Source organism: Catellatospora bangladeshensis (genome assembly GCF_016862575.1).
GTDB classification, from domain to species: domain Bacteria; phylum Actinomycetota; class Actinomycetes; order Mycobacteriales; family Micromonosporaceae; genus Catellatospora; species Catellatospora bangladeshensis.
Map to the genome: position 1 here is coordinate 224051 of NZ_BONF01000008.1, position 26135 is coordinate 250185.

18 protein-coding genes are annotated in these 26135 nt (G+C 71.4%); 6 read left to right on the plus strand and 12 right to left on the minus strand.

Annotation, left to right across the window (positions count from 1 at the left end; all coding sequences use genetic code 11):
• Window positions 1–129: 129 nt before the first annotated feature.
• Entirely contained in the window at window positions 130–894 is a 765-nt protein-coding gene (locus Cba03nite_RS06125; RefSeq protein WP_203742889.1) for an alpha/beta fold hydrolase, read from the plus strand.
• A gap of 363 nt (window positions 895–1257) precedes the next feature.
• Here the strand turns inward: Cba03nite_RS06125 and Cba03nite_RS06130 are convergent, their stop codons facing one another.
• From Cba03nite_RS06130 to Cba03nite_RS06140, 3 genes are read right to left on the minus strand one after another with little or no spacing between them, the layout of a single operon-like run.
• A complete protein-coding gene (locus Cba03nite_RS06130) occupies window positions 1258–2190 on the minus strand; it encodes a carbohydrate ABC transporter permease (protein ID WP_203742891.1) in 933 nt (310 codons plus the stop codon).
• Window positions 2187–3215: an ABC transporter permease gene (locus tag Cba03nite_RS06135; RefSeq protein ID WP_203742893.1), complete on the minus strand. Its 1029-nt coding sequence runs from the start codon at window positions 3213–3215 to the stop codon at window positions 2187–2189. The genes Cba03nite_RS06130 and Cba03nite_RS06135 overlap by 4 nt, the downstream gene beginning before the upstream one ends.
• A 10-nt stretch (window positions 3216–3225) precedes the next feature.
• Window positions 3226–4896 carry an extracellular solute-binding protein gene (locus tag Cba03nite_RS06140; RefSeq protein WP_239125500.1) on the minus strand — a complete coding sequence of 557 codons (1671 nt, stop codon included), beginning with the start codon at window positions 4894–4896 and terminating at the stop codon, window positions 3226–3228.
• Between the two features lie 229 nt (window positions 4897–5125).
• Between Cba03nite_RS06140 and Cba03nite_RS06145 the strand changes: the two genes are divergently transcribed.
• The 5 genes from Cba03nite_RS06145 to Cba03nite_RS06165 all read left to right on the plus strand — a co-directional run bounded on the left by Cba03nite_RS06145 (window position 5126) and on the right by Cba03nite_RS06165 (window position 12254).
• Window positions 5126–6337: an ROK family transcriptional regulator gene (locus Cba03nite_RS06145; protein ID WP_203742895.1), complete on the plus strand. Its 1212-nt coding sequence runs from the start codon at window positions 5126–5128 to the stop codon at window positions 6335–6337.
• A 72-nt stretch (window positions 6338–6409) separates the two neighbouring features.
• Complete coding sequence (locus Cba03nite_RS06150) at window positions 6410–7429, plus strand: sulfotransferase family protein (RefSeq protein WP_203742897.1); 1020 nt, start codon at window positions 6410–6412, stop codon at window positions 7427–7429.
• A gap of 327 nt (window positions 7430–7756) precedes the next feature.
• Window positions 7757–10594: a glycoside hydrolase family 3 C-terminal domain-containing protein gene (locus Cba03nite_RS06155; RefSeq protein WP_203742899.1), complete on the plus strand. Its 2838-nt coding sequence runs from the start codon at window positions 7757–7759 to the stop codon at window positions 10592–10594.
• A gap of 55 nt (window positions 10595–10649) precedes the next feature.
• Window positions 10650–11699 (plus strand): LacI family DNA-binding transcriptional regulator, encoded by a 1050-nt coding sequence (locus Cba03nite_RS06160; RefSeq protein WP_239125501.1) that lies wholly within the window; start codon window positions 10650–10652, stop codon window positions 11697–11699.
• 300 nt (window positions 11700–11999) lie between these two features.
• Entirely contained in the window at window positions 12000–12254 is a 255-nt protein-coding gene (locus Cba03nite_RS06165; RefSeq protein WP_239125502.1) for a cellulose binding domain-containing protein, read from the plus strand.
• Between the two features lie 266 nt (window positions 12255–12520).
• Here the strand turns inward: Cba03nite_RS06165 and Cba03nite_RS06170 are convergent, their stop codons facing one another.
• The 9 genes from Cba03nite_RS06170 to Cba03nite_RS06210 all read right to left on the minus strand — a co-directional run bounded on the left by Cba03nite_RS06170 (window position 12521) and on the right by Cba03nite_RS06210 (window position 25892).
• Window positions 12521–14113 carry a pectate lyase family protein gene (locus Cba03nite_RS06170; RefSeq protein WP_203742903.1) on the minus strand — a complete coding sequence of 531 codons (1593 nt, stop codon included), beginning with the start codon at window positions 14111–14113 and terminating at the stop codon, window positions 12521–12523.
• Between the two features lie 103 nt (window positions 14114–14216).
• The gene (locus Cba03nite_RS06175; RefSeq protein ID WP_239125503.1) at window positions 14217–16079 is read right to left on the minus strand and encodes a right-handed parallel beta-helix repeat-containing protein; all 1863 of its coding nucleotides are present in this window, start codon (window positions 16077–16079) and stop codon (window positions 14217–14219) included.
• Window positions 16080–16087: 8 nt separating this feature from the next.
• Complete coding sequence (locus Cba03nite_RS06180; protein WP_239125504.1) at window positions 16088–17743, minus strand: pectate lyase family protein; 1656 nt, start codon at window positions 17741–17743, stop codon at window positions 16088–16090.
• 97 nt (window positions 17744–17840) lie between these two features.
• The gene (locus tag Cba03nite_RS06185; protein WP_203742905.1) at window positions 17841–19190 is read right to left on the minus strand and encodes a pectate lyase family protein; all 1350 of its coding nucleotides are present in this window, start codon (window positions 19188–19190) and stop codon (window positions 17841–17843) included.
• Between the two features lie 182 nt (window positions 19191–19372).
• Complete coding sequence (locus Cba03nite_RS06190; protein WP_203742907.1) at window positions 19373–20491, minus strand: Gfo/Idh/MocA family protein; 1119 nt, start codon at window positions 20489–20491, stop codon at window positions 19373–19375.
• Between the two features lie 40 nt (window positions 20492–20531).
• Window positions 20532–21890, minus strand: a complete 1359-nt coding sequence (locus Cba03nite_RS06195; RefSeq protein ID WP_308442746.1) for a mannitol dehydrogenase family protein — start codon at window positions 21888–21890, stop codon at window positions 20532–20534.
• Window positions 21887–23167 carry an enolase C-terminal domain-like protein gene (locus Cba03nite_RS06200; protein WP_346110987.1) on the minus strand — a complete coding sequence of 427 codons (1281 nt, stop codon included), beginning with the start codon at window positions 23165–23167 and terminating at the stop codon, window positions 21887–21889. The genes Cba03nite_RS06195 and Cba03nite_RS06200 overlap by 4 nt, the downstream gene beginning before the upstream one ends.
• A 2-nt stretch (window positions 23168–23169) precedes the next feature.
• The gene (gene uxaC, locus Cba03nite_RS06205) at window positions 23170–24588 is read right to left on the minus strand and encodes a glucuronate isomerase (protein WP_203742913.1); all 1419 of its coding nucleotides are present in this window, start codon (window positions 24586–24588) and stop codon (window positions 23170–23172) included.
• Window positions 24579–25892, minus strand: coding sequence for a Gfo/Idh/MocA family protein (locus Cba03nite_RS06210; RefSeq protein WP_203742915.1), 1314 nt, complete (start codon window positions 25890–25892; stop codon window positions 24579–24581). The genes uxaC and Cba03nite_RS06210 overlap by 10 nt, the downstream gene beginning before the upstream one ends.
• Window positions 25893–26135: the final 243 nt, after the last annotated feature.

Consider the following 26135-nt stretch of genomic DNA (forward strand, 5'->3'; position numbering starts at 1 on the left):
CAGACCGGTGAAATCGCCGATGCCCAGGCCGGTGGGGGTACGGAGACTGATCACGGAGCGCCGCGCGCGCGGCGGCGTGCCGATCGAGTGCAGCGGACCCGCAGTCCCTGACCTGATCGGAGAGCCGCCATGCACACCTTCACCTCGTACGACGGCACCACCCTGGCCTACTACACCTGGGGCGAGACCACCGGCGACCTGCCCACCGTCGTGCTGCACCACGGCTTCAGCTCGTCCGCCCTCGGCAACTGGCACCTGCCCGGCGTGGTGGACGCGCTGGTCGCGGCGGGCCGCCACGTCGTCGCGATCGACGCCCGCGGTCACGGCGCGTCAGAGAAGCACACCGACCCCGACCGGTACGGCGAGGACAAGATGGCCCGCGACCTCGGCGTCCTCGTCGACCTGCTCGGGCTGGCCCGGTACGACCTGGCCGGCTACTCGATGGGCGGCATCGTCGCGCTGCTCGCCACGGCGGGCGACCACCGGGTCCGGCGCCTGGTCACGGGCGGGATCGGCGCGAGCGTCGTCGAACAGGGCGGCCTGGACCGCGCGGCGCTGCCCGGCCGCGAGCTGATCGACGGCCTGCTCACCGACGACCCCGCGACCATCACCGACGAGCGGGTCATGGGCTTCCGCATGTTCGCCGAGGCGACGGGCGCCGACCGGCGGGCACTGGCGGCACAGGCGCAGGCGAGCCACCGCACGCCGATCCCGCTGGACCGGATCACCGTCCCCGCGCTGGTCCTCGCGGGCACGGACGACTGGCTCGCGCGGCGGCCAGAGGTGCTCGCGGCCGGGCTGCCCGACGCGCGCTGGAAGGTCCTGGCCGGTGATCACTTGACCGTCGTCCGCAACCCGGAGTTCGCCGCCGCGCTCACCGCCTTCCTGGCCTGACCCTCGCCGCCCGGCCGACAGCGGCTGGCGGCTGGCGGCTGGCGGCTGGCGGCTGGCGGCTGGCGGCTGGCGGCTGGGCCATGATCGCGAGTTCGTGTCGAAACCTCTGGTAGGACCGCAGATCTTGACACGAACCCGCGATCTTCACCCCGTGACGGCAGCGACCCCGGCCCTTGGGCGGGAAGAAAGATCGCCGTTTCGTGTCAGAACCTCGGCTAGGACCGCAGGTTTGGACACGAAACGGCGATCTTGGCGCTTGGCGTCGCGCGGCGGGGCGGCGCCGGCGGGCAGGACGGCTACCGCCCGGGGACGGTCGTGGGCCGGGGACGGCTGATCGCCGCGGCGAAGGGAGTGCCGCGGCGATCAGCCCTTGAGGGCGCCGGTGATGACGCCCTTGGTGAAGTGGCGCTGGATGAACGGGTACACGATGACGATCGGGATCAGCACCACGACCACGACCGCCATCTTGACGGCGAGGCTGGGCGGGGCGTTGAAGCCGAGCGCCGGCGGCGAGCCGATGCCCGCCGGGCTCTGTCCGGCCAGGATGTACGCCTGCAGCACCTGCTGCACGACGTGGTCCTCGGAGTTGTTGAGGTAGAGCACCGCGTTGAAGTACATGTTCCAGTAGCCGACCGCGTAGAACAGCCCGACGACGGCGACCACGGCCTTGGACAGCGGCAGCACGATCCGGGTCAGGATGCGCCACTCCCCCGCCCCGTCGATGCGCGCGCTGTCGATCAGCTCGCCGGGTATGCCCATGAAGAACTGCCGCACCACGATCAGGTTGAACGCGTTGACCGCGGCGGGCAGGATCAGCGACCAGTGCGAGTCCTTCAGCCCGAGACTGGTCACCACCACGTAGCTCGGGATCAGGCCGGGCCCGATCAGGAACGTGATCAGGAAGAACAGCAGCAGCGGCCGGTGGAACAGGCTGCCCGGCCGGGACAGCCCGTACGCGGCGAGCACGGTGCAGACCAGGGCGAGCAGGGTGCCCGTGACGGTGACGAACATGCTGTTCCAGACCGCGCGGGACACCTCGCCCCGCGTGAAGATCAGCACGTACGCCGAGAGGTCGAAGTCCCGCGGCCGGAACACCATGCCGCCCGCGTCGGCGATGGCCTGGCGGGACGAGAAGCTGGTCACGAGGATCGACCACACCGGGATCAGCACGGCCAGCACCACGCCGGTGAGCACGGCGCCCTTGACGAGCTGCCCGGCGACGGTGGGCGGCTCCTCCCACGCGGGCCGCCGGTTGCGCCGCCGGGCACGGGCGCTCGGGTTCAGCAGAGCGGTCATGAGCGGACGAACACCCCCTCCTCGCCGAAGCGCCGGGCCAGCCGGTTGGCGATCAGGATCAGGAACAGGCCGATGACCGCCTTGAACAGGCCGGCCGCCGTGCCGACGCCGTAGTCCTGGGTGGCCAGGCCGAGGTAGTACACGTACGTGTCGAGCACCTCGGCGGCCTGCCGGCCGACGGCCTCGCGCTGCAGGTAGAACTGCTCGAAGCCGACGGTGAGCGCGTTGCCGAGCTGGAGGATGAGCAGCAGCACCACGACCGGGCGCAGGCCGGGCAGCGTGACGTGCCACAGCCGCCGCCAGCGGGTGGCGCCGTCGGAGGCGGCCGCCTCGTACAGGCTCTGGTCGATCGCGGTGAGCGCGGCGAGGAAGATGATGGTGCCCCAGCCGACGTCCTTCCACAGCCCCTGCGTGCTCACCAGGAGGATGAACGTGTCGGGGTTGCCCATGATGTTCCACGGCTCCATGCCGTTGTCGCGCAGCACCGTGGCGAGCAGGCCCGCCCCGCCGAGCATCTGCACGAAGAACGTCACCACCAGCACCCAGCTGAAGAAGTGCGGCAGGTAGACGACGGTCTGGATGAAGCCGCGCAGCCGCGGCGACAGCACGCTGTTGAGCAGGATGGCCAGCGCGATCGGCAGCGGGAAGAAGAAGACGAGCTGGAACGCGGTCAGCGTGAGGGTGTTGCGCAGCGCGTCCCAGAACTGCGAGTCCTCGAACAGCTCGGCGAAGTTGGTGAAGCCGATGAACGGGCTGTTCACGATGGCCTCGACGGCGCTGTCCCCGGCCCACTGGTCGTAGTCCATGAAGGCCACCACGTTGCCCAGCAGGGGCAGGTAGTGGAAGACCGTGAGCAGCAGCACCGCGGGCACGGTCATCAGCAGCAGCGCGCGGTCGCGGTGGAACTTCGCGCGCAGCGTCATGCCGCGCCGGGCGGGCGGCGGGGCCGCCTGCGGCTCGGGTGTCGCCTGGACGGGGAGGGGCCGGGCCTGCGCGGGCCCGGCCACCCCGGTCTTGCCTGTCATGCGGTCGTCCTCATCGGCCTGCGTCGGACAGCGCCTTGGCCAAGAAGGTACGCCCCTCCTCGCCGCCCCCGTCGCGCCACTCCTTCAGCACGACGTCGAGGTCGGACAGCGGACGCCGGCCGCGCGCGATGTCAGTGATCTTGTCCTCGGTCGGCTGCTTCACCTTCACGTAACCGGCCGGCATCTCGATCTTGATGCCCGACCACGGATCCTTCTCCAGGAAGCCCACCGCGGCGTTCTCCCAGTTGATCAGGTCGTTGACGTACGTGGGGACGCGCGCGTCGTACTTGATGGTCGGCGCCGTCCCGGCCAGGAACCGGAACTGGTCCGCCTTCTCCTTGGCCTGCAGGTCGGTGCCCTGCGGCCAGCCGCCCTCGCCCCGGGTGAAGTGCTTGCCCTCGACGCCGTACTCGATGAGCTCGAACTCCTTCGTGCCCAGCGGCGCGGCGGCGAAGTTGAGCACGCCCAGGATCTCCGCGATCTTCTCCTTGGGCAGGCCCTTCTTGACGAAGGTGTAGAAGATCGGGTCGCCCGAGCCGTGCACCAGCGGCTGCCCGCCGTCGGCGGCGAAGTAGGGCACCGGCTGCATGTTGAAGCCCTGGGTGACCTTCTGCTGCTCGGCCTGCACGCCGAGCCACGAGCCCACGCCGTCCTGTACCATGACGATCTTGCCGCTGGAGAACAGCAGCTTGGCGTCGGCGCCCTTGCTCGCCACCACCTCGGGGTGGACCAGGCCCTCCTTGTAGAGGCGGGCCATGAACTCCAGCGCGGCCTTGAACTCGGCGGTCTCGTACTTGAACTCGACCTTGCCGTCCTTGTACCGCCAGCCCTCCTTGGCGCCGGGCACCCGGAAGATCATCTCGACCATGGCCAGGATGTTGTTGAAGGCCCACACGCCCTTGTCGGGGCTGGTCACCTTCTTGCCGAACTGGTACAGCTCCTCGGCGGTCTTGGGCACGGCCGCGCCGAGGACGTCGGTGATGTCCTTGCGGTAGAACAGCGCCCACGGGTACGGGCCGTCGGTGGGCCACGGCACCGCCATCAGGCGCTGGTTCCAGATCGCGTTCGACCAGGCCACCGTGGGCAGGTTGGCCAGCATCGCGTACGGCTTGACCTTGTCCCCGGCCAGGTGGTCGGACAGGTCCTCGAACAGGGCCTTGACCGCCTCGGAGAAGTTCGGGATCTTCGGGATCTCCCAGCTGGGGATGCACAGCACGTCCGGGATGTCCCGGGCGGGCAGGATCGCGTTCAGCTTGTCGGCGTAGGTGTTGCCGTCCTGGATGCCCGGGGTGACCACGGCGCCCAGCTCCGCGTTGATCGCGTCGAGGTAGGCGTTCTGACCGGGACCGGCCGGCACCTGGCCCCAGTACGGCGTCATCGTGGTGATGGTGCTGCCCCGGCCGGGCTTCTCGGTGATCGCGTCGACCAGCGAGGCAGGGTACTTGGTGAACCCGTTGGCGACCGGCGAGACGCCCTTGATGTCCGGCTGGACCAGCTCAAGCGGCTGGTACTTCGGCAGGACCGCGGACAGCTGGTCGACCTGCTGCGCGGTGCCCTCGTTCGCCGCCTTCTCGCCACAGCCGGCGAGCGTGCCGCCGCCGGCCACGGCGATCGCGCCCAGGCCCATCAGGCTCAGGAACGACCGGCGGTTCGCCGCCGCGCCCGCGAGGGGGTTGTCCACGGCGTGCTCCCTTCGTCATTTGTCAAGCTCAGGATCAGGGAAAGGGGTGTGTGTGGAGCGGGGTACGCGGTACAGTTAGTTCGTCTTTCGACTAAACAAACTAACCCATGGTCCTGCCGACCACAAGGGAGCGTTCCCACGCCGGGTCCGCACCCGTGCCGCCGGATGTGCGGATACGGCATGATGGTGCGACCAGTGCAGTCACACCGGAGGGCAGACGGTGATCACGATGCAGCGCGGCCCTCAGCCGGCGGACTTCGCCGACGTCAGGGCCACGAACCTCGCCGTCGTGCTGCGCTACGTACGCGGCCACGCGCCCTGCTCGCGTGCCGAGATCGCGGCGGCCACCGGCCTGAACAAGGCCACCGTGTCCAGCCTCGTCGCCGATCTCATCGACCGGCGGCTGCTGCGCGAGACCGGGCTGACCGAGCACCGCATCGGCCGCCCGGCCACCATGCTGGTCCTCGACGGCTCACCGTACGCCGCGATCGGCATCGAGGTGAACGCCGACTACCTCACCGCGGTGGCCATCGACCTCGCCGGGCAGCAGGTGCTGTCCTGGCGGCGCTCGTTCGCGGGGCTCGCGTCCAGCCCGGCCCAGGCCGCCACCGCGATCGCCGCGCTGGGCCGCCGCGCGGTCAACCGCGTGCTCAAGGAGGAGCGGCGGGTGCTGGGCCTGACCATCGGCGTGCCCGGCCTGGTCGACCCGGACGGCGTCGTGATCATGGCCCCCAACCTGGGCTGGCACGACGTCAACCTGCGCGACATCGTCAACCGCGCGCTCGGCGAGCCCGGCTTCCCGGTCGCCGTCGACAACGACGCCAACCTCGCGGTGCTGGCCGAGTCGCGCTACGGCGAGTTCGCCGGCGCGCAGAACCTCGTCTACCTGACCGGCGAGGTCGGCATCGGCGCGGGCATCATCAGCGACGGCCGCCCGCTGCGCGGCCACCGCGGCTTCCCCGGCGAGATCGGCCACCTCACCGTCGACCCGCAGGGCCCGCCGTGCGGCTGCGGCCGCCGCGGCTGCCTGGAGGCCATCGCCGGCATCTCCGCGATCATCGCGCGGGTCCTGCCCGAGGTCGCGGGCGACGGCGACATCACCGACCTGCAGCCCGAGGTCGACGAGGTGGTACGCCGAGCCCGCGGCAACGACCCGGCGGCGCTGCGGGCGCTGGACGAGGTCGGCCGGGCGCTCGGCATCGGCGTCGCCATCCTGGCCAACCTGCTCGACCCGGAGGTCGTGGTGCTCGGCGGGTACTTCGTGCCGCTCGCGCCGTGGCTGCTGCCCGCCGTCGAGGCCGAGCTGCGCGACCGCCGCATCGGCCCGGAGCAGGGCGGCGCACGTGTCTCCGCGTCCATCCTGGACCACGGCGCGGCGGCCACCGGCGGCGCCGCCACCGTCCTCGACCACGTCGACGCGGGGCGGCTCCCCCGCCTCTGAGCCGCGCATCGTTATCCGTTCGCGGGGCGTTAATACGGGTGTAATCCGGATTAACTGGACGGAGCGATAGCCGTGGGCAGTGACCGGCCGGTGTTCGTGGTGGGCTGCCCGCGGTCGGGCACGACGATGCTGCAGCTGATGCTGCACGCGCACCCCCGCATCGCGATCCCCCCGGAGACCCGGTTCCTGCTGGCCGCGTATGCCAACCGGCGCTCCTACGGCGACCTGGCCGAGCCCGCCAACCGCCGCCGCCTGGCCGAGTGGATCGTGGAGGGCAAGACCGCGTTCGGCGACCTCGGCCTCGACGCGGACGTGGTGATCGAGGAGATCGCGGCGGGGCCGCCGACCCTGGGATCGGCGATGGGCATCGTGTTCCAGGCGTACGCCCGCCGCTTCGACCGGCCGCGCTGGGGTGACAAGCGCCCGGCCTATCTGAACAACCTCGGCCCGCTGTTGCGGCTGTTCCCGGACGCGCAGATCGTGAACATCGTGCGCGACGGGCGCGACTGCGTGGCCTCGCTGAGCGAGACGCCGTGGCAGCAGGGCAAGGACGTGTGCCACGCGATCTCGGACTGGGCGCGGGCGATGGACAGCTCCGCCCGCGCGCGCCGGAGCCTGGCCGCCGACAGCTACCACGAGGTCCGCTACGAGCGGCTGGTCGCCGACCCGGAGCCGGAGCTGCGCGCGATCTGCCGCTTCCTGGGCGAGGAGTACGACCCGGCGATGGCCGAGCCGGCCCGGGTGGCCGACGTGGCGGTGCCGAGCCGCAAGAGCTGGCACAAGCTGACCCACGAGCCGGTGACCACGGACCGGGTCGGCAGCTGGCGGGAGCGGCTGGCGCCGTGGCAGATCACGCTGTGCGAGGCGAAGCTCGGCCGCCACCTGCGCGAGCTGGGCTACCCGCTGTCGGGAGCGGGCTCGCCCTGGTGGAAGGGGCCCGGCCGGGTGCACTACCTGCACTACCCGCGGCTCGACGGTCCGCGCCGCACCGTCGGCGTCCGCCGTGCCTTCAGCGGGCTGCGCGACCGGATGCGGCCCGCCGAGTCGCTCGCCTACCGGCCCGCCGAGCCTCGCGAGCTGCTCTCCCGCTGACGATCCACAAAGCATGATCGATTCATCCGTTCGCGCTGCTGGAGCGCTGCGCGAAGCGTGGCGGCCGGAGACCCCCCAAGATCGTATGGGAACGCTCCCTTGACGACCGGGCGCCGCGCGCGGTAAACCTCTGGCGTACTCCGTTGCGAAATCAGGTGGAAACAGCGCCGGGCGGAGTATTTTTCGGCCGATCGTCGAAGCGCTTCGACTGTGGATCAGGGGACCCTCCATCCTCGATCCATTGTCGAAGCGCTTCGACTACCACTCCAGAGCTGCCCGTACTCCACGCACTCTTCCGACCGTCCGCCCAGACGAAGGAACCCGGCGATGAACTTCCGCGACCCCAGCGCTCCCCTGCCCGATCGCGTCGACGACCTGCTCGCCCAGCTCACGCTGCATGAGAAGGTGTCCCTGCTGCACCAGCACCAGCCCCCGATCCCCCGGCTCGGGCTCGGCCCGTTCCGCACCGGCACCGAGGCCCTGCACGGCCTGGCCTGGCTCGGTGAGGCGACGGTGTTCCCGCAGGCTGTCGGGCTCGGCGCGAGCTGGGACCCGGAGCTGGCGCGCCGGGTCGGCGCGGCCACCGGCGACGAGGTCCGGGCCAGCCACCACAAGGACCCGTCCGGCGCCCAGCTCAACGTGTGGGCCCCGGTGGTCAACCCGCTGCGCGATCCGCGCTGGGGCCGCAACGAGGAGGGGTACAGCGAGGACGCCTGGCTGACCGGGATCATGGGTGAGGCGTACGCGCGCGGCCTGCGCGGCGACCACCCCGTCTACCTGAAGACCGCCCCGACGCTGAAGCACTTCCTCGGCTACAACAACGAGAACGACCGCTGCGTCAGCTCCAGCAACCTCGGGCCCCGCGTGCTGCACGAGTACGAGCTGCCCGCGTACCGCCCGGCGATCGAAAGCGGCGCGGCGGTCGCGGTGATGGCGTCGTACAACCTGGTCAACGGGCGGCCCGCGCACGTCAGTCCGCACCTGGCCGACGACCTGCGGTCGTGGACCGCCGACGAGGTGCTGGTGGTGTCGGACGCCTACGCGCCCAGCAACCTCGCCGACCCGGCACAACAGGCGTACTTCCCCGATCACGCGACCAGCCATGCCGCGTCGCTCAAGGCGGGCGTCGACAGCTTCACCGACGCCGACGCGCGCTCGCACGTCACCATCGAGCGGCTGACCGAGGCGCTGGAGCGCGGGCTGATCGCCGAGGCGGACGTGGACCGCGCGGTGCGCCGCATCCTGACGATCCGGCTGCGGCTGGGCGAGTTCGATCCGGCGGAGGAGAACCCGTACACCCGGATCGACCCTGACGTGGTGAACTGCCCGGCCCACCAGGCGCTGGCCCACGAGGCGGCCACCCGCAGCATGGTGCTGCTCAAGCAGGAGTGCCGGCTGCTGCCGTTCGACTCCGCCGAGGTCCGCCGGGTCGCGGTGATCGGGCCGCTGGGCGACCAGCTGATGGCCGACTGGTACAGCGGCACCCTGCCCTACCAGGTCACCGCCCGGGACGGGCTGGCCGCGCGGCTCGGCGCGGACAACGTGGACTTCGCCGACGGCGCGGACCGCATCGCGCTGCGCCTGGCCGGTGGGGGTTTCCTGGCGGTCGCCGACGGCGACGCGGGGGCGGCCGGGCTGCGGCGGGCGTTCGCCGACCCGCACGGCTTCGACGTGTTCGACTGGGGCAGCCACCCCGGCCGGGGCGGGCACCAGGGCACCAGCGTGCTCGCCCTGCGCTCGGCCGCCAACGGCAGGCACGTGACGGTCCGGGACGGGGTGCTGGTCGCCGACGCGCCCGGCCCGCACGGCTGGGACGTGCACGAGACGTTCCGCCTGATCGAGCGGGCCGACGGGACGCTGTCGCTGCACCACGAGCTGAGCCAGAGCTACCTCACCGTGGGCGAGGACGGCGTCGCCGCCGTGGGCGCGGCGTACGAGCAGGCCGCCCGGCTGACCGTGGAGCTGCGGCGCAGCGGCGTCGAGCAGGCCGCGGCCGCCGCCGCCGAGGCCGACGCGGTGGTGGTGGTGCTCGGCAACCACCCGCTGGTCAACGGCCGGGAGACCGAGGACCGGGAGAACCTGGCCCTGCCGCCCGCGCAGGAGGCGCTGCTGCGCGCCGTGTACGCCGCCAACCCGCGCACCGCCCTGGTGCTGACCAGCAGCTACCCGTACGCGATCAGCTGGGCCGACGTGCACCTGCCCGCGATCCTGTGGAGCTCGCACGGCGGCCAGGAGTACGGCCACGCCCTGGCCGACGTGCTGTTCGGCGACGCCGAGCCGGCCGGGCGGCTGCCGCAGACCTGGTACCGCAGCCACTGCGAGCTGCCCGACCTCTACGACTACGACATCATCACCAGCGACGCGACGTACCTCTACTACCGCGGCACCCCGCTCTACCCGTTCGGGCACGGCCTGAGCTGGGGCGAGTTCGAGTACGGCGCGGTCACCCTGGACACCGACGCGGTGGACGCCGACGGCGTGGTCACGGTGCGGGTCGAGGTGACCAACGCCGGGGAGCGCCCCGGAGAGGAGGTCGTCCAGCTCTACACCCACCAGCAGCGCTCGCGGGTCAAGCAGCCGCTGCGCCGCCTGCGCGGCTTCCAGCGCATCGCGCTCGCGCCCGGTGAGAAGACCGTGGTCACCATCGAGCTGAAGGCCGCCGACCTGGCGTTCTGGGATGTGACCACAAGCCGGTTCGTGGTCGAGGCGGCCCGGCACAAGGTCATGGTCGGCCGCTCGGCCACCGACATCCGCGGCTGCGCCACGCTGACCGTGCGCGGCGAGCGCATCGGCCCGCGCCGCCTGCCCGGCGTGCTGCGCGCCATCGACCACGACGAGGCGTGCGCGGTGGCGCTGGTGGACACCGCCCCGGAGCGGGGCGACTCGGTGCGGGCCGCCGACGCCGGGGCGTGGCTGTCGTTCGGCGCGACGGACCTGTCCGGCTGCTCGGCGGTCGAGTTCGCGGTCACCGGCGCGCCGGGCCGGGTGGCGCTGCTGGACGGCGACCCGCTGGACGGCGAGGTGCTGGCCGAGGCGGTCTCGGCGGGCGGGGAGCGTTACGCGTACACGAAGATCAGCCGGGAGCTGGCCCTGACCGGCCGGACCGACCTATACCTGGTCTGTGACGCGCCCGGCATCATCGTGAGCGAGCTGCGGTTCTCGTGATCGGGTACGGCGGACGGCGGGTATGACCGCGCGGGGAGAACAGGCGGGAGCAGCCATGAACGGCAGGACGCGGCGATCGGCGCAGCGCGACAGCGTGGTGACGATCGCCGACGTGGCCAGGCACGCGGGCGTGTCCACGAGCACGGTGTCGTACGTGCTCAGCGGCAAGCGGGCCATCTCCGCCTCGACCAGCGCCCGGGTGCACGCCAGCATCCGCGCGCTGGGCTTCCACCCGCACGCGGGAGCCCGTTCCCTGGCCAGCAACCGGTCCAGCGTGATCGCGCTGGTGCTGCCGCTGCGCCAGGGCATGCACCTGCCGGTGCTGATGCAGTTCGCCACCGCGGTGGTGACCAGCGCCCGGATGCACCACCACGACGTGCTGCTGGTGACCGCCGACGAGGGCCCGGCCGGGCTGCGCCGGGTCGCCGCGGGGGCGCTGGTGGACGGCCTGGTGCTGATGGACGTGGAGATGCACGACCCGCGCGTGCCCACCCTGCGACGGCTGGAGCGGCCCAGCGTGCTGATCGGCCTGCCCGCCGACTCCGCCGGGCTTACCTGCGTCGACCTCGACTTCCACCGGGCCGGCGCGGTGTGCGTGGAGCACCTCGCCGCGCTCGGCCACCGGGAGGTGGCGCTGCTCGGCGCGCCGCGCGTGGTGTACGACCGGGACACCGGCTTCGCGCACCGCACCCGGGACGGCTTCCTGGAGGCCGCGAAGCGGCTGAAGCTGACCGCGTACGCGCAGCCGTTCGAGGAGCACCCGGACGCGGTGCTGACCTCGCTGACCCAGCTGCTGGACCACCACCCGGCGCTGACCGGCCTGGTGGTGCACAACGAGGCGGCCGTCGGGCACGTGCTGGCCGCGTTGCGCACGCTCGGCCGCCGGGTGCCCGAGGACGTGTCGGTGGTCGCCATCTGCCCCGACGAGCTGGCCGAACGCTCCTCCCCCGTGCTCAGCTCGGTGCAGATACCGGCCGAGGACGTGGGCCGCTACGCCGTGGAGCTGCTGATGCAGAAGCTCGACGGGGTGCCCGTGCCCGACTCGACGCTGCTCGCCCCGAAGCTCACCGCCCGCGCCAGCACCGCCGCGCCCGCGCGCCCCTGATCGCCTGCGCGGTAAGGGTTTTCCCGGAAATCGGGACTTCACAAGACGGCAACCGCGCGGTTAAATCGTGCTGACAGAGGTGGGAGCGCTTCCATCGATGTACGCCGAAACGCCTGGAAATCCCTGACACCCCCGCACGCGATACGAGGTAGCGACGGGGCGGATGCGCCCACATCCGCCCCGTCAGTGCCCTACCGCGGCGACTCGCGTCGCGCGGCTCCACGGACAGGAGAATCCTAGTGCCTACCCACAGTGACGCCATCCGCCCTCCGGGCCGGTGGCGCCGGTTGTTCGCCGGGCTTGACCTACCCGTTCCCGGCCTCCGGCCTGGCCGTCACCAGCGGCCACAGCGCCACCTGGACCCAGTCCGGCGCGAACGTCACCGCCGTCGCCCTCTCCTGGAACGCCAACCTGGCCCCCGGCGCCTCGGCCACGATCGGCTACAACGGCGCCTGGACCACCACCAACCCCGAACCCACCGCCTTCAAGCTCAACGGCTCCACCTGCACCGTCAGCCAGGAAAGGAAGGGCACCTTCTTAACGCTATGCGTATAGGAAGGTGCCCTTCTTAACCCTCCCCTGCTGGACTGCCCCGGTCCGCACCGGCGGGAGGTCACGAAGATCGCTGTTTCGTGTCAATTCGCCAGGTAGAACCGCAGATCTTGACACAAGACAGCGATCATGCGTGCCCAGCCGGGCACATCCACTGCCGCTCGAACCGCTCCGGCCATGCGGCCGGTCGTCCCTGGTTCCCGGGGCGCGTTAAGAAGGGCACCTTCTTCTACGCATAGCGTTAAGAAGGTGCCCTTCCTTTCCTCCGGTCAGAGCTTGCCGACGCCCGCGCCGGCGGCGACCTTCGCCGGGATCGTGGACGCGGCATCCAGGGTGTACGAGTAGAACGTCCCCGGCTCGATCACCGACCCGTTCGCCTCGCAGGCGCCGGAGTTGACGAACGCGTTCGCGCGCTGGACCAGGCGGCCGGGGGCGCTGTCGGCGTAGCCGTTCGTCGAGTAGCACGGGTAGGCCGTGTTCTCGAAGTAGTTGCCCTCGACGACCACGCCCGCGTTCTCCGTGGACGCCACGCCGTAGAGCCCGATGTTGCGGTAGTGGTTGTTGTACACGTGCACCGGCTCACCGAAGCGCACCCGCGGATGCCGCTGGTTCGACCCGTCGAACAGGTTGTGGTGATAGGTCACCTTCAGATAGCCGGTGTCGGCCGGGTACGAGTCCGAGTGCCCGAGCAGCATCGACTTGTCCGTCCCGTGGAACACGTTCCAGGACACGGTCACGTAGTTGGACTGCCGCTTCACGTCGACCGAGCCGTCGTAGCCCGGCCAGAACTCGTTGTGGTCGATCCACACGTGGTGCGAGCCGTTGTGCACGCTCACCGAGTCGTCGGACGGGTTGCGGAAGGTGATGTTGCGGATGATCACGTTGTTGCCGGGCCGCGTGGTCGAGCCCATCTGCAGCCCGCCGTCCACGATCTCGGCCGTGCTGCCGACGCCGATGATGCTCTTGTTCGCCACCACGAGGATCATGTCGCTGACCGTGATCCGGCCGGAGACCATGATGATGTACGGCTCCGCCCGTCCCGCATAGTCGGCCAGTTGCGCCGCGGACGTGACGGTGACGGTCTGGCCGCCCGCGCCGCCGTACGTGCCGTTCTGCCCCTGCCCGCTGACGGAGGCATACCCGTCGGCCTGTCCCGGCGGGGGCGGTGGCGGCGGGCTGCCGCTCGGCGACGGCGAGGCCGACGCGGAGGCGGTGGGCGAGGCGGGCGCGGACGGGTCCGGCCCAGGACCGGTGAACACCTGCACGTCGTCGAAGGACGCGCTCGCGTACTGCCCGACGAGCCCGATCCGCCCGGTGCTGAACGCCGCATCGGTGGCGGTGACCAGCTGGGTGCCGTTCACCGCGCCCCGCAGCGTGGTGCCGGAGACCGACAGCGCGAGGGTGTACCAGGTGCCGGGGGCGACCGCGGTCGCCGCCTGGGCGAGCACGGTCACCCCGCCGCCGCTGGTCCGGCGCAGCTCGGCCCGACCGGCGCCGACCAGCACGAACGAGTAGAAGCTGGACGTGCTCTGCGCGCGGGCGGCGACGCCGGTGCTGCGCGCGGAGCTGCCGAAGGCGATCGGTTTGACCCGGGCCGACACGGTGTAGTCGGTCCAGGTCGTGGTGCCGGACAGGGACTTCGCGTCGGCGCTGGTGCTGGACTGGCGGTACGCGCGTGAGCCGTCGGTGACCACCGACCAGCTCCCGCCGGAGCTGCTCCAGCCTGAGGCGTTGCCGTCCTCGTAGTCGTCGGTGAACAGGGTGGCCGCCGAGGCGGCCGTGGTGAGGCCGACCGCCAGGGCGAGGGCGGTGGCGGTGGTGCCGGCCAGGATCGCGAGGCGCCGGCGGTGCGTTGTCGACATCTCTCCTCCGTTAGGGACGGTGCCGGAAGGGGACGGTGCGATGAGCGTTAAGAAGGGCACCTTCCTATACGAATAGCGTTAAGAAGGTGCCCTTCCTTCGGAACTAGAGGACTACGACGCGGCCGCCGAGGGTGACGATGAGCGCGCCGGTGGAGTTGAAGGACCAGCCGAGGGAGCCGGTGAAGGAGGAGCAGCGGGAGCCGTTGCTGCCCATCCACCACTGGTTGGAGCTGTCCGTGTTGCCGACGATCTTGTCGTTGGTGCCGCTGGAGCTGCGGCAGGACGTGTTGTTGCGGAAGACCGACGAGCCGGCCTCGAAGGTGAAGTTGCGCTCGGTGTTGTTGATGCTCAGGTTGTTCGAGATCGTCATCGAGCCGTTGTTGCGGTTGTACGTGAAGCCGTGCTTGCCGTTGCTGACGGCGATCGTGCGGCGCACGGTGTGGTTCACGCCGATGTCCTCGCCGCCCAGCTTGAAGCCGTTGCGGTCGCCGTTGCCGGCCTGGCCGCCGTTGCTCAGCGTGCCGTTGTTGTAGGCGAGGGAGTCCTCGATGGTGACCGCGCCGATCGGGCCGGTGTCGGTCTTGGTGTAGAGGTCCCAGCCGTCGTCGATGTTGTTGTGGGACACGCAGTAGCGGAAGACGTTGCCGGAGCCGACGGTCAGCTTGGCGGCGAACCCGTCCGCGTCCTCACCGTCGGAGTCGGCGTTGTCGTGCGACTCCGCGCTGAGGATCAGGTTGTTGGCCGGCCACTGGCTGTTGGGCGTGTCGGACGCGATGCGCGACAGCTGCAGGCCGGTGTCCCGGTTGTAGCGGGTGATGGTGCGCTCGAGGATGTTGTTGCTGCCGCCGACGAAGATGCCGTTGTCCCCGGCGCGCTCCACGATCAGGCCGTAGACGTGCCAGTAGTTGCCGTTGACGGCCAGGCCGCGGTTGGCCGGGTCCTCCGCCTGCGCCGAGAAGTTCAGCACGGGCGTCTCGCCGGGGTACGCGGACAGCTTCTTGCGGGCACTGGAGGTGCCGTTGTTGCCCGGCGCGATGGTCACCGTCGAGGAGTAGTTGTAGGTGCCGGCGCGCATGTAGATCGTCCCGCCCGCCGCGATCCGGGTGATCGCCGAGGTGAGCGTGGTCGGGTTCGACTGCGTGCCGGACGCGCCGTCGGTGCCGCCCGGCGCCACGTACAGCGCGCTGCTGGGCGGGGTGCTCGGGCTCGCGCTCGGGCTGGCCGGGGCGCTGGGCGACGCGCTCGGGCTCGCCGGGGCGCTCGGCGAGGCGCTGGGGCTCGCCGGGGTGCTCGGGCTGGCCGGGGCGCTCGGCGACGGCGCGGCTCCGTCGGAGACCACCACGTCGTCGAACCGTGCGGCGGCGTACGACGTCGCCAGCACGATCCGGCCCGCGCTGAACAGGCTGCTGCTGCCGGTGGCGACCTGCGCGCCGTTGACCCAGCCGGTCAGCGTGTTGCCGCTGACGCTGAGCTGCAGGCTGTACCAGGTGCCGGTGGTCACGGACAGGTTCATGCCGCCGATGACGGTGACGGCGCTGCCGTTGACCGCCTGCAGCTCGGCCCGCCCGGTGTTGAGCAGGGCGAGCTGGTAGCGGGTCGAGCTGCCGGTGGACCGGGCGCCCAGCGACACGTAGCGGCCGGAGCCGTTGAACGCGGTCGGCTTGACCCGGGCGGTGACCGTGTAGTTGGTCCACGAGCTGCTGCCCGCGAACTGCCGGGCCAGCTCGCTGTCGGTCTTGCTCTGCTGGAACACGCCGGTGCCGTCGGTGACCACCGTCCAGTCGCCGCCGGACTTGGACCAGCCGGTGGCCGTGCCGCTGTTGAAGTTGTCGGAGAACAGTGTCGCGGCCATGGCCACGCCGCCGGTGAGGTTGATCAGGACCGTCATCACCATGGCGAGCAGCGCGGTGACCGCCGCCGTGACGAGGCCGGCGCGCCGGGCGCGACCGGATCGAGGGGTACGCATGGAGTCTCCTAGATCTTGCCGACACCCGCGCCGGCCATGACGATGGCCTTGACGTCGTTCGGGTTGTCGAGCACGTAGCTGTAGTAGTCGCCCGGCTCCTCGACGGAGCCCGAGCAATCGGGCGCACCGGGTTCGGTGCCGGTGAACACGTTGTTGCGCGCGACGCAGCGGCCGGACGGGCCGGCGTAGCTGTTGGTGATCGGCTCCTCGACGCTCTCGAAGTAGTTGCCCTCGACCATGCAGCCGGCATTGGTCTGGCAGGCCACGCCCGCGTCGGTGTTGTGGAAGTAGTAGTTGTTGTAGATGTGCACCGGCTCGCCGTAGCGGACCCGCGGGTTACGCTGCGGGGTCTCGTCGAACCAGTTGTGGTGGTAGCTGACCTTCAGCCGGCCGGTGTCCTGCTCGTCGTCGGCGTCGTCCCGGCCCAGCAGCATGTTCTTGCTGTGGTGGTGGGTGTGGTTCCACGAGATGGTCACGTACGACGAGCCGCGCTTGACGTCGATCAGGCCGTCGTAGCCCTGTGCCAGGTCGTTGTGGTCGAGCCAGACGTGGTGCGAGAACATCTGCACGTTGATCGAGTCGTCGCTGGCGTTGCGGAACACCAGGTTGCGGATGATCACGTTCTGCACCGCGTTCGCCGGTGGCGACGTGATCACGTCGTCGATCGGCAGGCCGATGTTGAAGCCGCCGCCGGTGACCCCGGAGTTCGACCCCACGCCGATGATCGACTTGTGTGAGGCCACGTTGTACATGCCGGCGGGCAGCGCGATCATGCCCTTCACGCAGATGTTCAGCGCGCCGGCCTGGCCGATCGCCGAGATCAGCTCATTCGCGGTGTCGACCTCGATGGTCGGGCCGCCCGCGCCGCCGGTGGTGCCGTTGCGGCCCCAGGCGTTCACGGCCGCGAAGCCGGTGGGACTGCCGCCGGTGTTGCAGGTGCCGGGTGGCGGCGGGGAGGTGCTCGGCGACGGCGGCACCGAGGGCGTCGGCGGGTACGGCGACGGGCTGCCGGGATTGCCCGGTCCCGCCGTGTCGGACACCGTGACGTCGTCGAAGGACGCGCTGGCGTACGACGCCATCAGGCCGATCTTCCCCGAGGAGAAGGTCGTGTCCGTGGCCGTGAGCACCTGCGTGTTGTTGACGAACCCGGTCAGCGTCGAGCCGAACACGTCCAGCCGCAGCGTGTACCAGGTGTTCGTGGCCACCGGAAACACCAGCGTGGCCAGGTTGGTGACGCCGCCGCCGGAGACCCGGCGCAGCTGCACCGCGCCGCTGCCGGTCAGCACCAGCGAGTAGTGGTTGGACAGGCTCTGCAGCCGGGCGGCGACGCCGACCGAGCGGGACGGGCTGCCGAAGGCGATCGGCTTGACCCGTGCCGAGACGGACTGGCCGGTCCAGGACGAGCCGGCCTGTGCCTTGGCGTCGGCGCCGGTGCTGGTCTGCCGCCAGACCTGGCTGCCGTCGGAGACCACCGACCAGCTGCCGCCGGACTTCGACCAGCCGGTCGAGTTGCCGTCCTCGAAGTCGTCCGAGAACAGGGTCGCCGCGTACGCGGTGCCGCCGAACCAGGTCGCGCCGAGGGCGACGACGAGGGCGGTCAGGCTCGCGCCGAGAGCGGCGGCGATACGTGTGCGCCGTGGAGCCGCGCGCATGGATACGGACATGTGCGGAACCTCCTTGGGAGGGACCGCACCCGGTGGTCCGCTGCGGGCGCAACGGAGGGCGCCACCGGGTGCGGGAGTTCGCACGGTGCGGGGTGGCTCAGTGGAGGCCGAGCCTCCCCGCGCCGGAGAGCAGGGTGACCAGCGGGACCGCGTAGGCGGGCAGCGGCGTGCTCCGGCGCAGGGCGGGCGTCCAGCCCGCGTCGGCGCCGAAGTCCGGGTCGTGGGTGGCGTTGTACGCGTCGAGCAGGCTCACCGGCCCGACCTTGCGGCCGTCCTTGACCCAGCTGCCGCGCTCGGTGACGGCGGTGCCCTTCCAGTCCTTCAGGATCCGGTCGGCGGTGATGCCGTCCTGCAGCACGAAGAAGTTGTTCTCCGCGACGACGGCGGACTGGATGCCCAGGCCGATGCTGTAGTCGTAGAACTCGGCGATCCGGAAGAAGTTGTTGTACACGTCGACCTGGCCGAAGCGGACCCGCGGCGCGCGCTGGCCGACCCCGTCGAACACGTTGTCGCGCAGCGTGACGCGCAGCTTGCCGACGTCCGGGCCGACCGTGTCCGAGGAGCCGATCAGCATGGTCTTGTCGTGGTGGGTGAACACGTTCGCCGACACGGTGACCAGGTCTGAGGTGTGCGTGATGTCGAGCGCGCCGTCGTGCACCTGCCACGGGCGGCCGAAGTACACCGGCTGGTTGGAGTCGGGGTTGTCGCCGTCGCTGAACGTGTTGTGGTCGATCCACACGTTGGTCGAGCGCCGCACCGAGACCAGGTCGTACTCGGAGTTCCAGTTGCCCTCGGCGCCGTCAGTGGGGCGCCAGCGCGGGAAGCAGTCGGCGGCGTCCTGGAAGTTCAGGTTGCGCACGATCACGTTCGGCGCACCGTCGATCATCAGGGTGACGTGCTTCAGGGTGGCGTCGCCCAGGCCGACGATGGTGGTGTTGGCGCCCACCTTGATCTCGGTACGGGCCCGCTGGGCGGCCACCGAGCGCACCCGGGCCTGCTCGATCGGGCCGCTCGGGTCGGCCGCCCGGCCCCACACCGCCGGGTCGTACGCGGCCAGGTAGCTCTCCAGCGTGTAGCCGGGGTCGGTGAGGTCCGCGCAGGTGATCGGGTTGCCCTCGGCGGAGGTGAACCCGTCGACGACGCCCTCCACGAAGACGATCTTCGGGTCGGTGCCGGTGACCGCCGCGGCGAAGGCGTTGCGGTCGCGCACCACGAACACGTGGGCGTCGTCGGCGGCCGAGCCGCCCGTGGTGCCGGTGCCGGAGGCGGCCCAGCCGTCGTTCGCGGCGAGCGGCTGCCGGGCGAGCTGGCTGGCCCACCAGCCGGGGCCGCTCGGGTCGCCGGTGGCCGCCGCGGGCGTCGCGCCCGCCACCAGCAGCAACGCGCCCAGGGCGCCCCCGGCGGCGACCCCCCGCAGCCGCCGGCCGACCACGTCGTCTATTCGCATCGCGCTCTCCAAAGAATGTGTCCGATGTGTTACGTCATCAGACAACGTAGAAAAGCGCGAACAGTGAAGTCAATGGATCGGAATAGCAGGTTTGTTGCAGCAATTCTCGAACAGTATGCGCTGCTCCAGCCCCCCGTAAGGCTGGATTCAGCGACTATTCAGGTCGGCATTCGAATGCGATGTCAGCCGTTTGCAGTCCCGTCCGGAACCGTTGCAGACCAGGGCCGGGAAAGCTCGTTCATAAGGGCTCCCCGAGCGGCGCAGCGGGCCAGTACGGTGTTCACGCCGCGCAGCGTCCGGTGCCCGTCGGCCACGTCGAGCGCCTCCTCCGCGACCTGGTACGGCGGCGGCGCCGCCCGCAGCTGCTCGATCACCGTGGTGAACGGCGCGGTGCGCGACAGCGGCGCCAGCAGCGGCTCCCCCTCCGCCCGGTGGGCCAGCAGGTTCTCCAGCAGCGTGCGGCGGCCCGCGACAGGCGTCGCCGCCGCCTCCCCCGGCAGCCGCAGCAGGTCCTCGCGGAAGCCCAGCTCGGCGTCCCCGCGCTCGCCGTACACGGTGAGGTCGCCGTCGACGAAGCCCTCGCCCGCCAGCGTCACCGCGACGAGCACCGTCACCCCGCCGGACAGGGTGATACGCAGCGTCGCGGTGTCCTCGACCTCGATCGGGCGCACCCGCAGCCAGTCCACCTCGACCCGCTCGACCGGCGCGTCCAGCACGGACAGCGCCTGCATCACCGCGTGCGCGAACGGGTTGGCCAGCGCGCCGTCCAGCGACGGGCGGCCGTCCACGGTGCGCCGGCCCGACCACGGCGAGCGGGCCCAGTAGGCGTCGTCACGCTTCCAGCAGCCGAGCACGGAGATGTGCCGGACCGCGCCGAGCGCGCCGCCCGCGACCGCCGCGCGCAGGCGGACCAGCGCCGGCGAGGCCAGTGCCTGGAAGCCCACCTGGACCACCCGGCCGGTCTCCGCCTCCGCCGCCACCAGCGCCTCGTGCTCCGCCCTGTCGAGCACGGGCGGCTTCTCCAGCAGCACGTCCGCCCCGGCCCGCAGCGCGTCCCGGGTCAGCGCGAGATGCGTGTGCGGCGGCGTGCACACGATGACCACCTGCGGCTTGACCTCCACCAGCAGCGCCACATGGTCGGTGTAGACCGGCACGCCGTCCGGTGGGTCCACCACCTCGCGCGTGTCGGCCAGCGCGACCAGCCGCACCGCGCCGGTCTGCTCCGCCAGCTCCGCGAGCTGCCGCCGGTGGTACATCCCGTGCCCGTTCGCGCCGATCAGCGCGACCGTCGTCGCCGTCATCGAACCTTCCTCTCCGCACCGGGCCGCGCCGCACCCCGCGTCATGCCACGGTCCTCCGGACCAGGTCCGCCGCGCCGTGGGTGGCCAGCTCGGCGCGCCACAAGTCGATCATCCGCCGCCGGGCCGGATCGGGCACCGGGAGCACTCCGGACTCGCCGAACAGCGCCTCGGTGCTCAGGTCCGCGCGGACCTCGGCGGCGCGCGGGTCGTTCAGCGGCAGCTCCTGCCCGCTGTCGGACCGGCCCTCGGCGAACCTCGCCCAGGCGGCCAGGATCAGCGTGGCCAGAGCCGGGTCGGGGACCGTGTTGAGCACGGACAGCGCCCGCTGCGGCAGCTTCTGCGTGCCGTCCATGGCCACCTGCAGGCAGCGGTGGCCCAGGGCGGCGTTGGCGAAGCGCTCCAGCGCGGCGTCGCCGTACCCGGCCACGGTGACCCCTTCCGGCGGGGTCATCGACGCCGCGACCTCGGTGGCGACGTAGCGGCGCAGCAGGTCGGTCATGCCGGGCAGGGCCAGCGCGTCGGCGATGTACTCGCAGCCGGCCAGCGCGCCCAGGTACGCCAGGGTGCTGTGCACGCCGTTGAGGGCGCGCAGTTTCAGGTGCTCCCACGGCGTGACGTCGCCGGTGAGCACCGCGCCCGCCGCCGCCCAGTCCGGGCGGGCCCCGGCGAAGTCGTCCTCGATCACCCACTGGGAGAACGGCTCCCCCACGACGGCGGCGAGGTCGGCCACGCCGAGGTCGCGCTGCGCCGTGGCCAGCAGGGCGGGCGTGGTGGCGGGCACGATCCGGTCGACCATGCTGGACGGGCAGCGCACCGACGCGGCGTACCAGTCGCGCAGCTCGCCGGGGATCACCCCGGCCAGCAGGCGGCCCAGCACCACCCCGTTGGACGGCAGGTTGTCGCAGCTGAGCAGAGTGATCGGCCCCGCGTCGGCGCGGCGGCGCGCGGCCAGCCCGGCGACCAGCAACCGCGTCACCGCCGAGTCGGGCGCGTACGCCTTCTCGGTCACGGTCATCGTCACCACCCGGATCGCCGGGTCGGCCAGGTGCGCGACGACCGAGTCGGGGTCGCTCGCGGCGTGCACCGTGCCGGTCAGCGCGCCCACCGCGCGGGTCCGCGAGGCGGCGCCGTCGAGCGTGACCACGCTGTAGAGGTGGTCCTGCGCGCGCAGCGCCTCCAGCACGTCCCGCGAGCGCGGCGCGACCGCGACGATGCCCCAGTCCCCGCCGGAGGCGGCCATCGCGGCCTCGACGTAGAGGGCCTGGTGGGCGCGGAAGAAGGCGCCCAGGCCGAGGTGCAGCACCCCGGCCCGGACGGAGCCCGGCAGCACGGCCGGGCGGCTGTCGGCGGGCAGCCGCGACAGCGTCGCCCGGCCGAGCCGGGTCGCGGAGGTGGTCATCGCCATACGGGGCCGTCCGGGAAGCTGTACTGGGCGATCGACTCCGGCTTGAAGGTCACCGAGTAGCCGGGCTGCGCCGGGAGCCGGTAACGCCCGTCCACCACGGTGATCGGGTCCTCGAAGTGCTCGTGCAGGTGCGCGACGTACTCCACCATGCGGCCGTCGAGCGAGCGGCCCAGCCGCAGGTAGTCGAAGACCGACAGGTGCTGCACGTACTCGCACAGCCCGACGCCGCCCGCGTGCGGGCACACCGGCACGCCGAACTTGGCCGCCATCAGCAGGATCGACAGCACCTCGTTGACGCCGCCGACCCGGCACGCGTCGATCTGGCACACCTGGATCGCGTTCGCCTGCATGAGCTGCTTGAAGATGACCCGGTTGGCGGCGACCTCGCCGGTGGCGACGCGGATGGGATTGACTGCGCGCGCCACGGCCGCGTGGCCGAGCACGTCGTCGGCGTGCGTCGGCTCCTCGATCCAGTACGGGTCCACCTCCGCCAGCACCTTCATGTTGGCGATCGCCTCGTCCACGTCCCAGACCTGGTTGGCGTCCATCATCAGCAGCGCGTCCGGGCCGATCTCCTCGCGGATCAGCCGGGCGCGGCGGAGGTCGTCCTCGATCGGGCCGCCGACCTTCATCTTCATCGCCCGCCAGCCCTGCGCGTACGCCGCCCGGGTCAGCTCCCGCACCTGCTCGTCGGGGTAGCCCAGCCAGCCCACAGAGGTGGTGTACGACGGGAACCCGTCGCGCTCCAGCACCGCCAGCCGCTCGGCGTAGCCGCCGTCGTCGGCGAGCAGCGCCAGCGCCTCCTCGCGGGTGATCGCGTCGCTGATGTGGTGGAAGTCGACGTTGTTCACCAGCTCCTCGGCCGGCATCTCGGCCAGCAGGCGCCACATCGGCTTGCCCTCGGCCTTGGCCCGCAGGTCCCACACCGCGTTGACCAGCGCGCCGGTCGCCATGTGGATGACGCCCTTCTCCGGCCCGAGCCAGCGCAGCTGCACGTCGGCCGACAGCGAGCGCCAGAACGTCACCGGGTCGGCGAACAGCTCCTCCAGGGTCTTCCCCACGACGTGGTGGGACAGCGCCTGGATCGCCGCGCAGGCGATCTCGTTGCCACGCCCGTTGGTGAAGGTGAAGCCCGCGCCGAAGAGTCCGGCGTCGGTGTGCAGCTCCACATAGGCGGCGGAGTAGTCACCCCGGTTGATCGCGTCGGAGCCGTCGCCGGCCGCCGCGGTCGGGAAGCGTACGTCGTGCACCTTGGCGTCGATGATTTTCATGGTCATCCTACTCGGAAGATCTTCTTGGGCAGGTGGTACGCCAGGTCGGCGATGGTCTCGGCGGCCTCGTCCAGGCCGAGGCGGTGCTCGGCGACCAGGCGCGCGAGGAAGCCCGCGTCGACCCGCCGGGCCACGTCGTGCCGGACCGGGATCGAGCAGTACGCGCGGGTGTCGTCGACGAACCCGGCGGTGTTGTAGAAGCCCGCGGTCTCGGTGACCGCCTCCCGCCAGCGGCGCAGCGCCTCCGGAGCGTCGAGGAACCACCACGGGGCGCCGATGAACATGGCCGGGTAGCCGCCGGCCAGCGGGGCCAGCTCGCGGCTGAACGTGTACTCGTCCAGCGTGTACACGACCACCCGGAAGCGCGGGTCGTGCCCGAACTCCTCCAGCAGCGGCCGCAGCGCGTTGGTGTACTCGGTGGCCACCGGGATGTCTCCGCCGACGTCGCGCCCGTGGGTGCGGAACAGCGTCGCGTTGTGGTTGCGCGACGAGCCCGGGTGCAGCTGCATCACCAGCCCGTCGTCCAGCGACATCCGGGCGAACTCCATCAGCATGTGCGCCCGGAACGCCTCGGCCTCGGCCGCCGTCGCGCCGCCGTGCACCACCCGCTCGAACAGCGACTTCGCCTCGGCCGCGGTCATCCCGCCGGTCGCGGCGGTCGGGTGCCCGTGGTCGGAGCAGGTGGCCCCGGCCGCGATGAAGTCGCGCCGCCGCTGCGCCAGCGCGTGCAGGAAGCCCTCGTACGTCGCGGTGTCCTGCCCGGTGATCTCACCGAGCTTGACCACCCGGTCGGGCCAGCCGGGCCAGTCCATGTCCACCAGGTCGTCCGGGCGGAACGTGGTGATCACGCGCCCACCGGGGCCGCCCCAGCCGTCCGCCGCGAGCTTCGCGTGGCGGGACAGGTCGTCCAGCGGCGACTCGGTGGTGGCCAGCACCTCCAGGTTGAACCGCTGGAACAGCGCGCGCGGCCGGTACTGCGGCTCGGCCAGCTTCGCGGCCAGCTCGTCGTAGACCCGGTCCGCCGTCTGCCCGTTGAACGGGGTCTCGATGCCGAAGACCGTGCGGAAGGTCTGCTCCAGCCACAGCCGCGACGGCGTGCCCCGGAACAGGTGCCAGTTCTCGGCCAGGCGGCGCCAGATCAGGCGCGGATCGGTCTCCGACTCGCCGCCGTCGATCCGCGGCACGCCCAGCTCGCTCGGCGGGATGCCCTGGCTGAGCAGCATCCGGGTGACGTAGTGGTCGGGCACCACGATCAGCCGCGCCGGGTCCGGGAACGGCGCGTCGTCGGCCAGGATGCCCGGGTCCACGTGACCGTGCGGGCTGATCAGCGGCAGGTTCCGCGCGTGCGTGTACAGCTCGCGGGCGATCGCCCGGGTGCGCGCCTCCGCCGGGAACAGCAGGTCGTCCACGGTCACTCCCATTCTGAAAGATCGAGCAGGGCGGCCACGTCCACGCTGCGCCCGGAGGCGATCGAGGCGTTGGCGGCCAGACCGGTCAGCAGCGAGCGCGCGCCGTCGAGCGCCGTGGCCGAGCGGTGCAGCGGGTCGGTGTCGCCGTTGAAGAGCACCCCGGTCATCCGGGCGTCCGCGCCGCCGTGCCCCTGCCGGTCGTACGCGGCGACGGGCACGTCCACCGGCGGCTCCCAGTAGCGGCGCAGGCGCAGCGAGACGCCGCCCTGCTCGGCGGCGGCCTCCACGCCGTGCAGCGCCGCCGAGTGCCCCTTGACCGCGCCGGCCACCCCCGGCGCGACGTGGTCGGACTCGACGATCTCCAGCTCCAGGCGGCCCCGGCTGCCGTTGAAGGCGATCCGGTAGCCCTCCCAGGGCGCGTACGCGGTGAGGTGGTAGCTCATCGTCGCGCCGGAGGCGTAGCGGACCAGCACCGCCATGTCGTCCTCGATGTCGGTGCCGGGAGCGAACACGTTGACGTCGCGGTGGTAGCCGTCGTGCCGCTCGGCGTCGAGGTACAGCTCGGCGAGGTTCGGGTTGTCCGCCAGGTGCAGCGCGAACGGGTCGCCCTGCGCCTCCGGGGAGCCGTGGGCGCGGGTGTAGTCGCGGGCGTAGCCGTGGCGGGCGCCGTCCGCGCCGTACAGGAACAGCCGTCCCTCGGCGGTGACCCGCACCGGGGTGCTGCCCAGCCACCAGTTGACCAGGTCGAAGTGGTGCGTCGCCTTGTGCACCAGCAGGCCGCCGGAGTGCGCCCGGTCGCGGTGCCAGCGGCGGAAGTAGTCCGCGCCGTGCCGCACGTCGAGCAGCCACTCGAAGTGCACCGAGCCGATCTCGCCGATGGCGCCCTCCGCCAGCAGCGTGCGCACCTGCTCGTGCACCGGGTGGAAGCGGTAGTTGAAGGCGACCTTGACGTCGCCGCCGGTGCGCCGCACGGCCTCCAGGATGCGGCGGCACTTCGGCACGTCGACCGTCATCGGCTTCTCGGTGACCACGGCGCAGCCGGCGTCGAGCGCCGCCACGATGTACTCGTCGTGGGTCGCGTCGACGCTGCACACCACGAGCGTGTCGACGCGCTCCTCGGCCAGCATCTTCGGCACGGCTGCGGCGTCGTATGCGACAGCGGGCGGCGCGCCCGCGGCCTGCAGCCGGCGCTGCTGCGCGGCGATCCGTGCGGGGTTGACGTCGGCGAGCGCCACCAGCTCGCCGTACCGGGTCAGGACCTGCGCGAACATCTGCGCACGAGCCCCGGTCCCCACGATCGCGTACCGCGTGGTCATCCGGCCTCCTGGGCCTCAGGGACTACAAACGTTTGCAGCAGAACTAACCATCGCGTTTCGATCGCGTCAATGGGCGTACCAGAATCAGCCTTGATTGTCCTAATTTTTACCCCCACGAAGGCGCGCAAGGTCCACTGTCGAAACCGGATCGTCATATTCGACCGTTGACAGAGGCGCAACCGTTTGCATCTAATGGGTGACCACCGTGATAGCCACCACAGGCCCGTGTCCACAGAGGAGCGC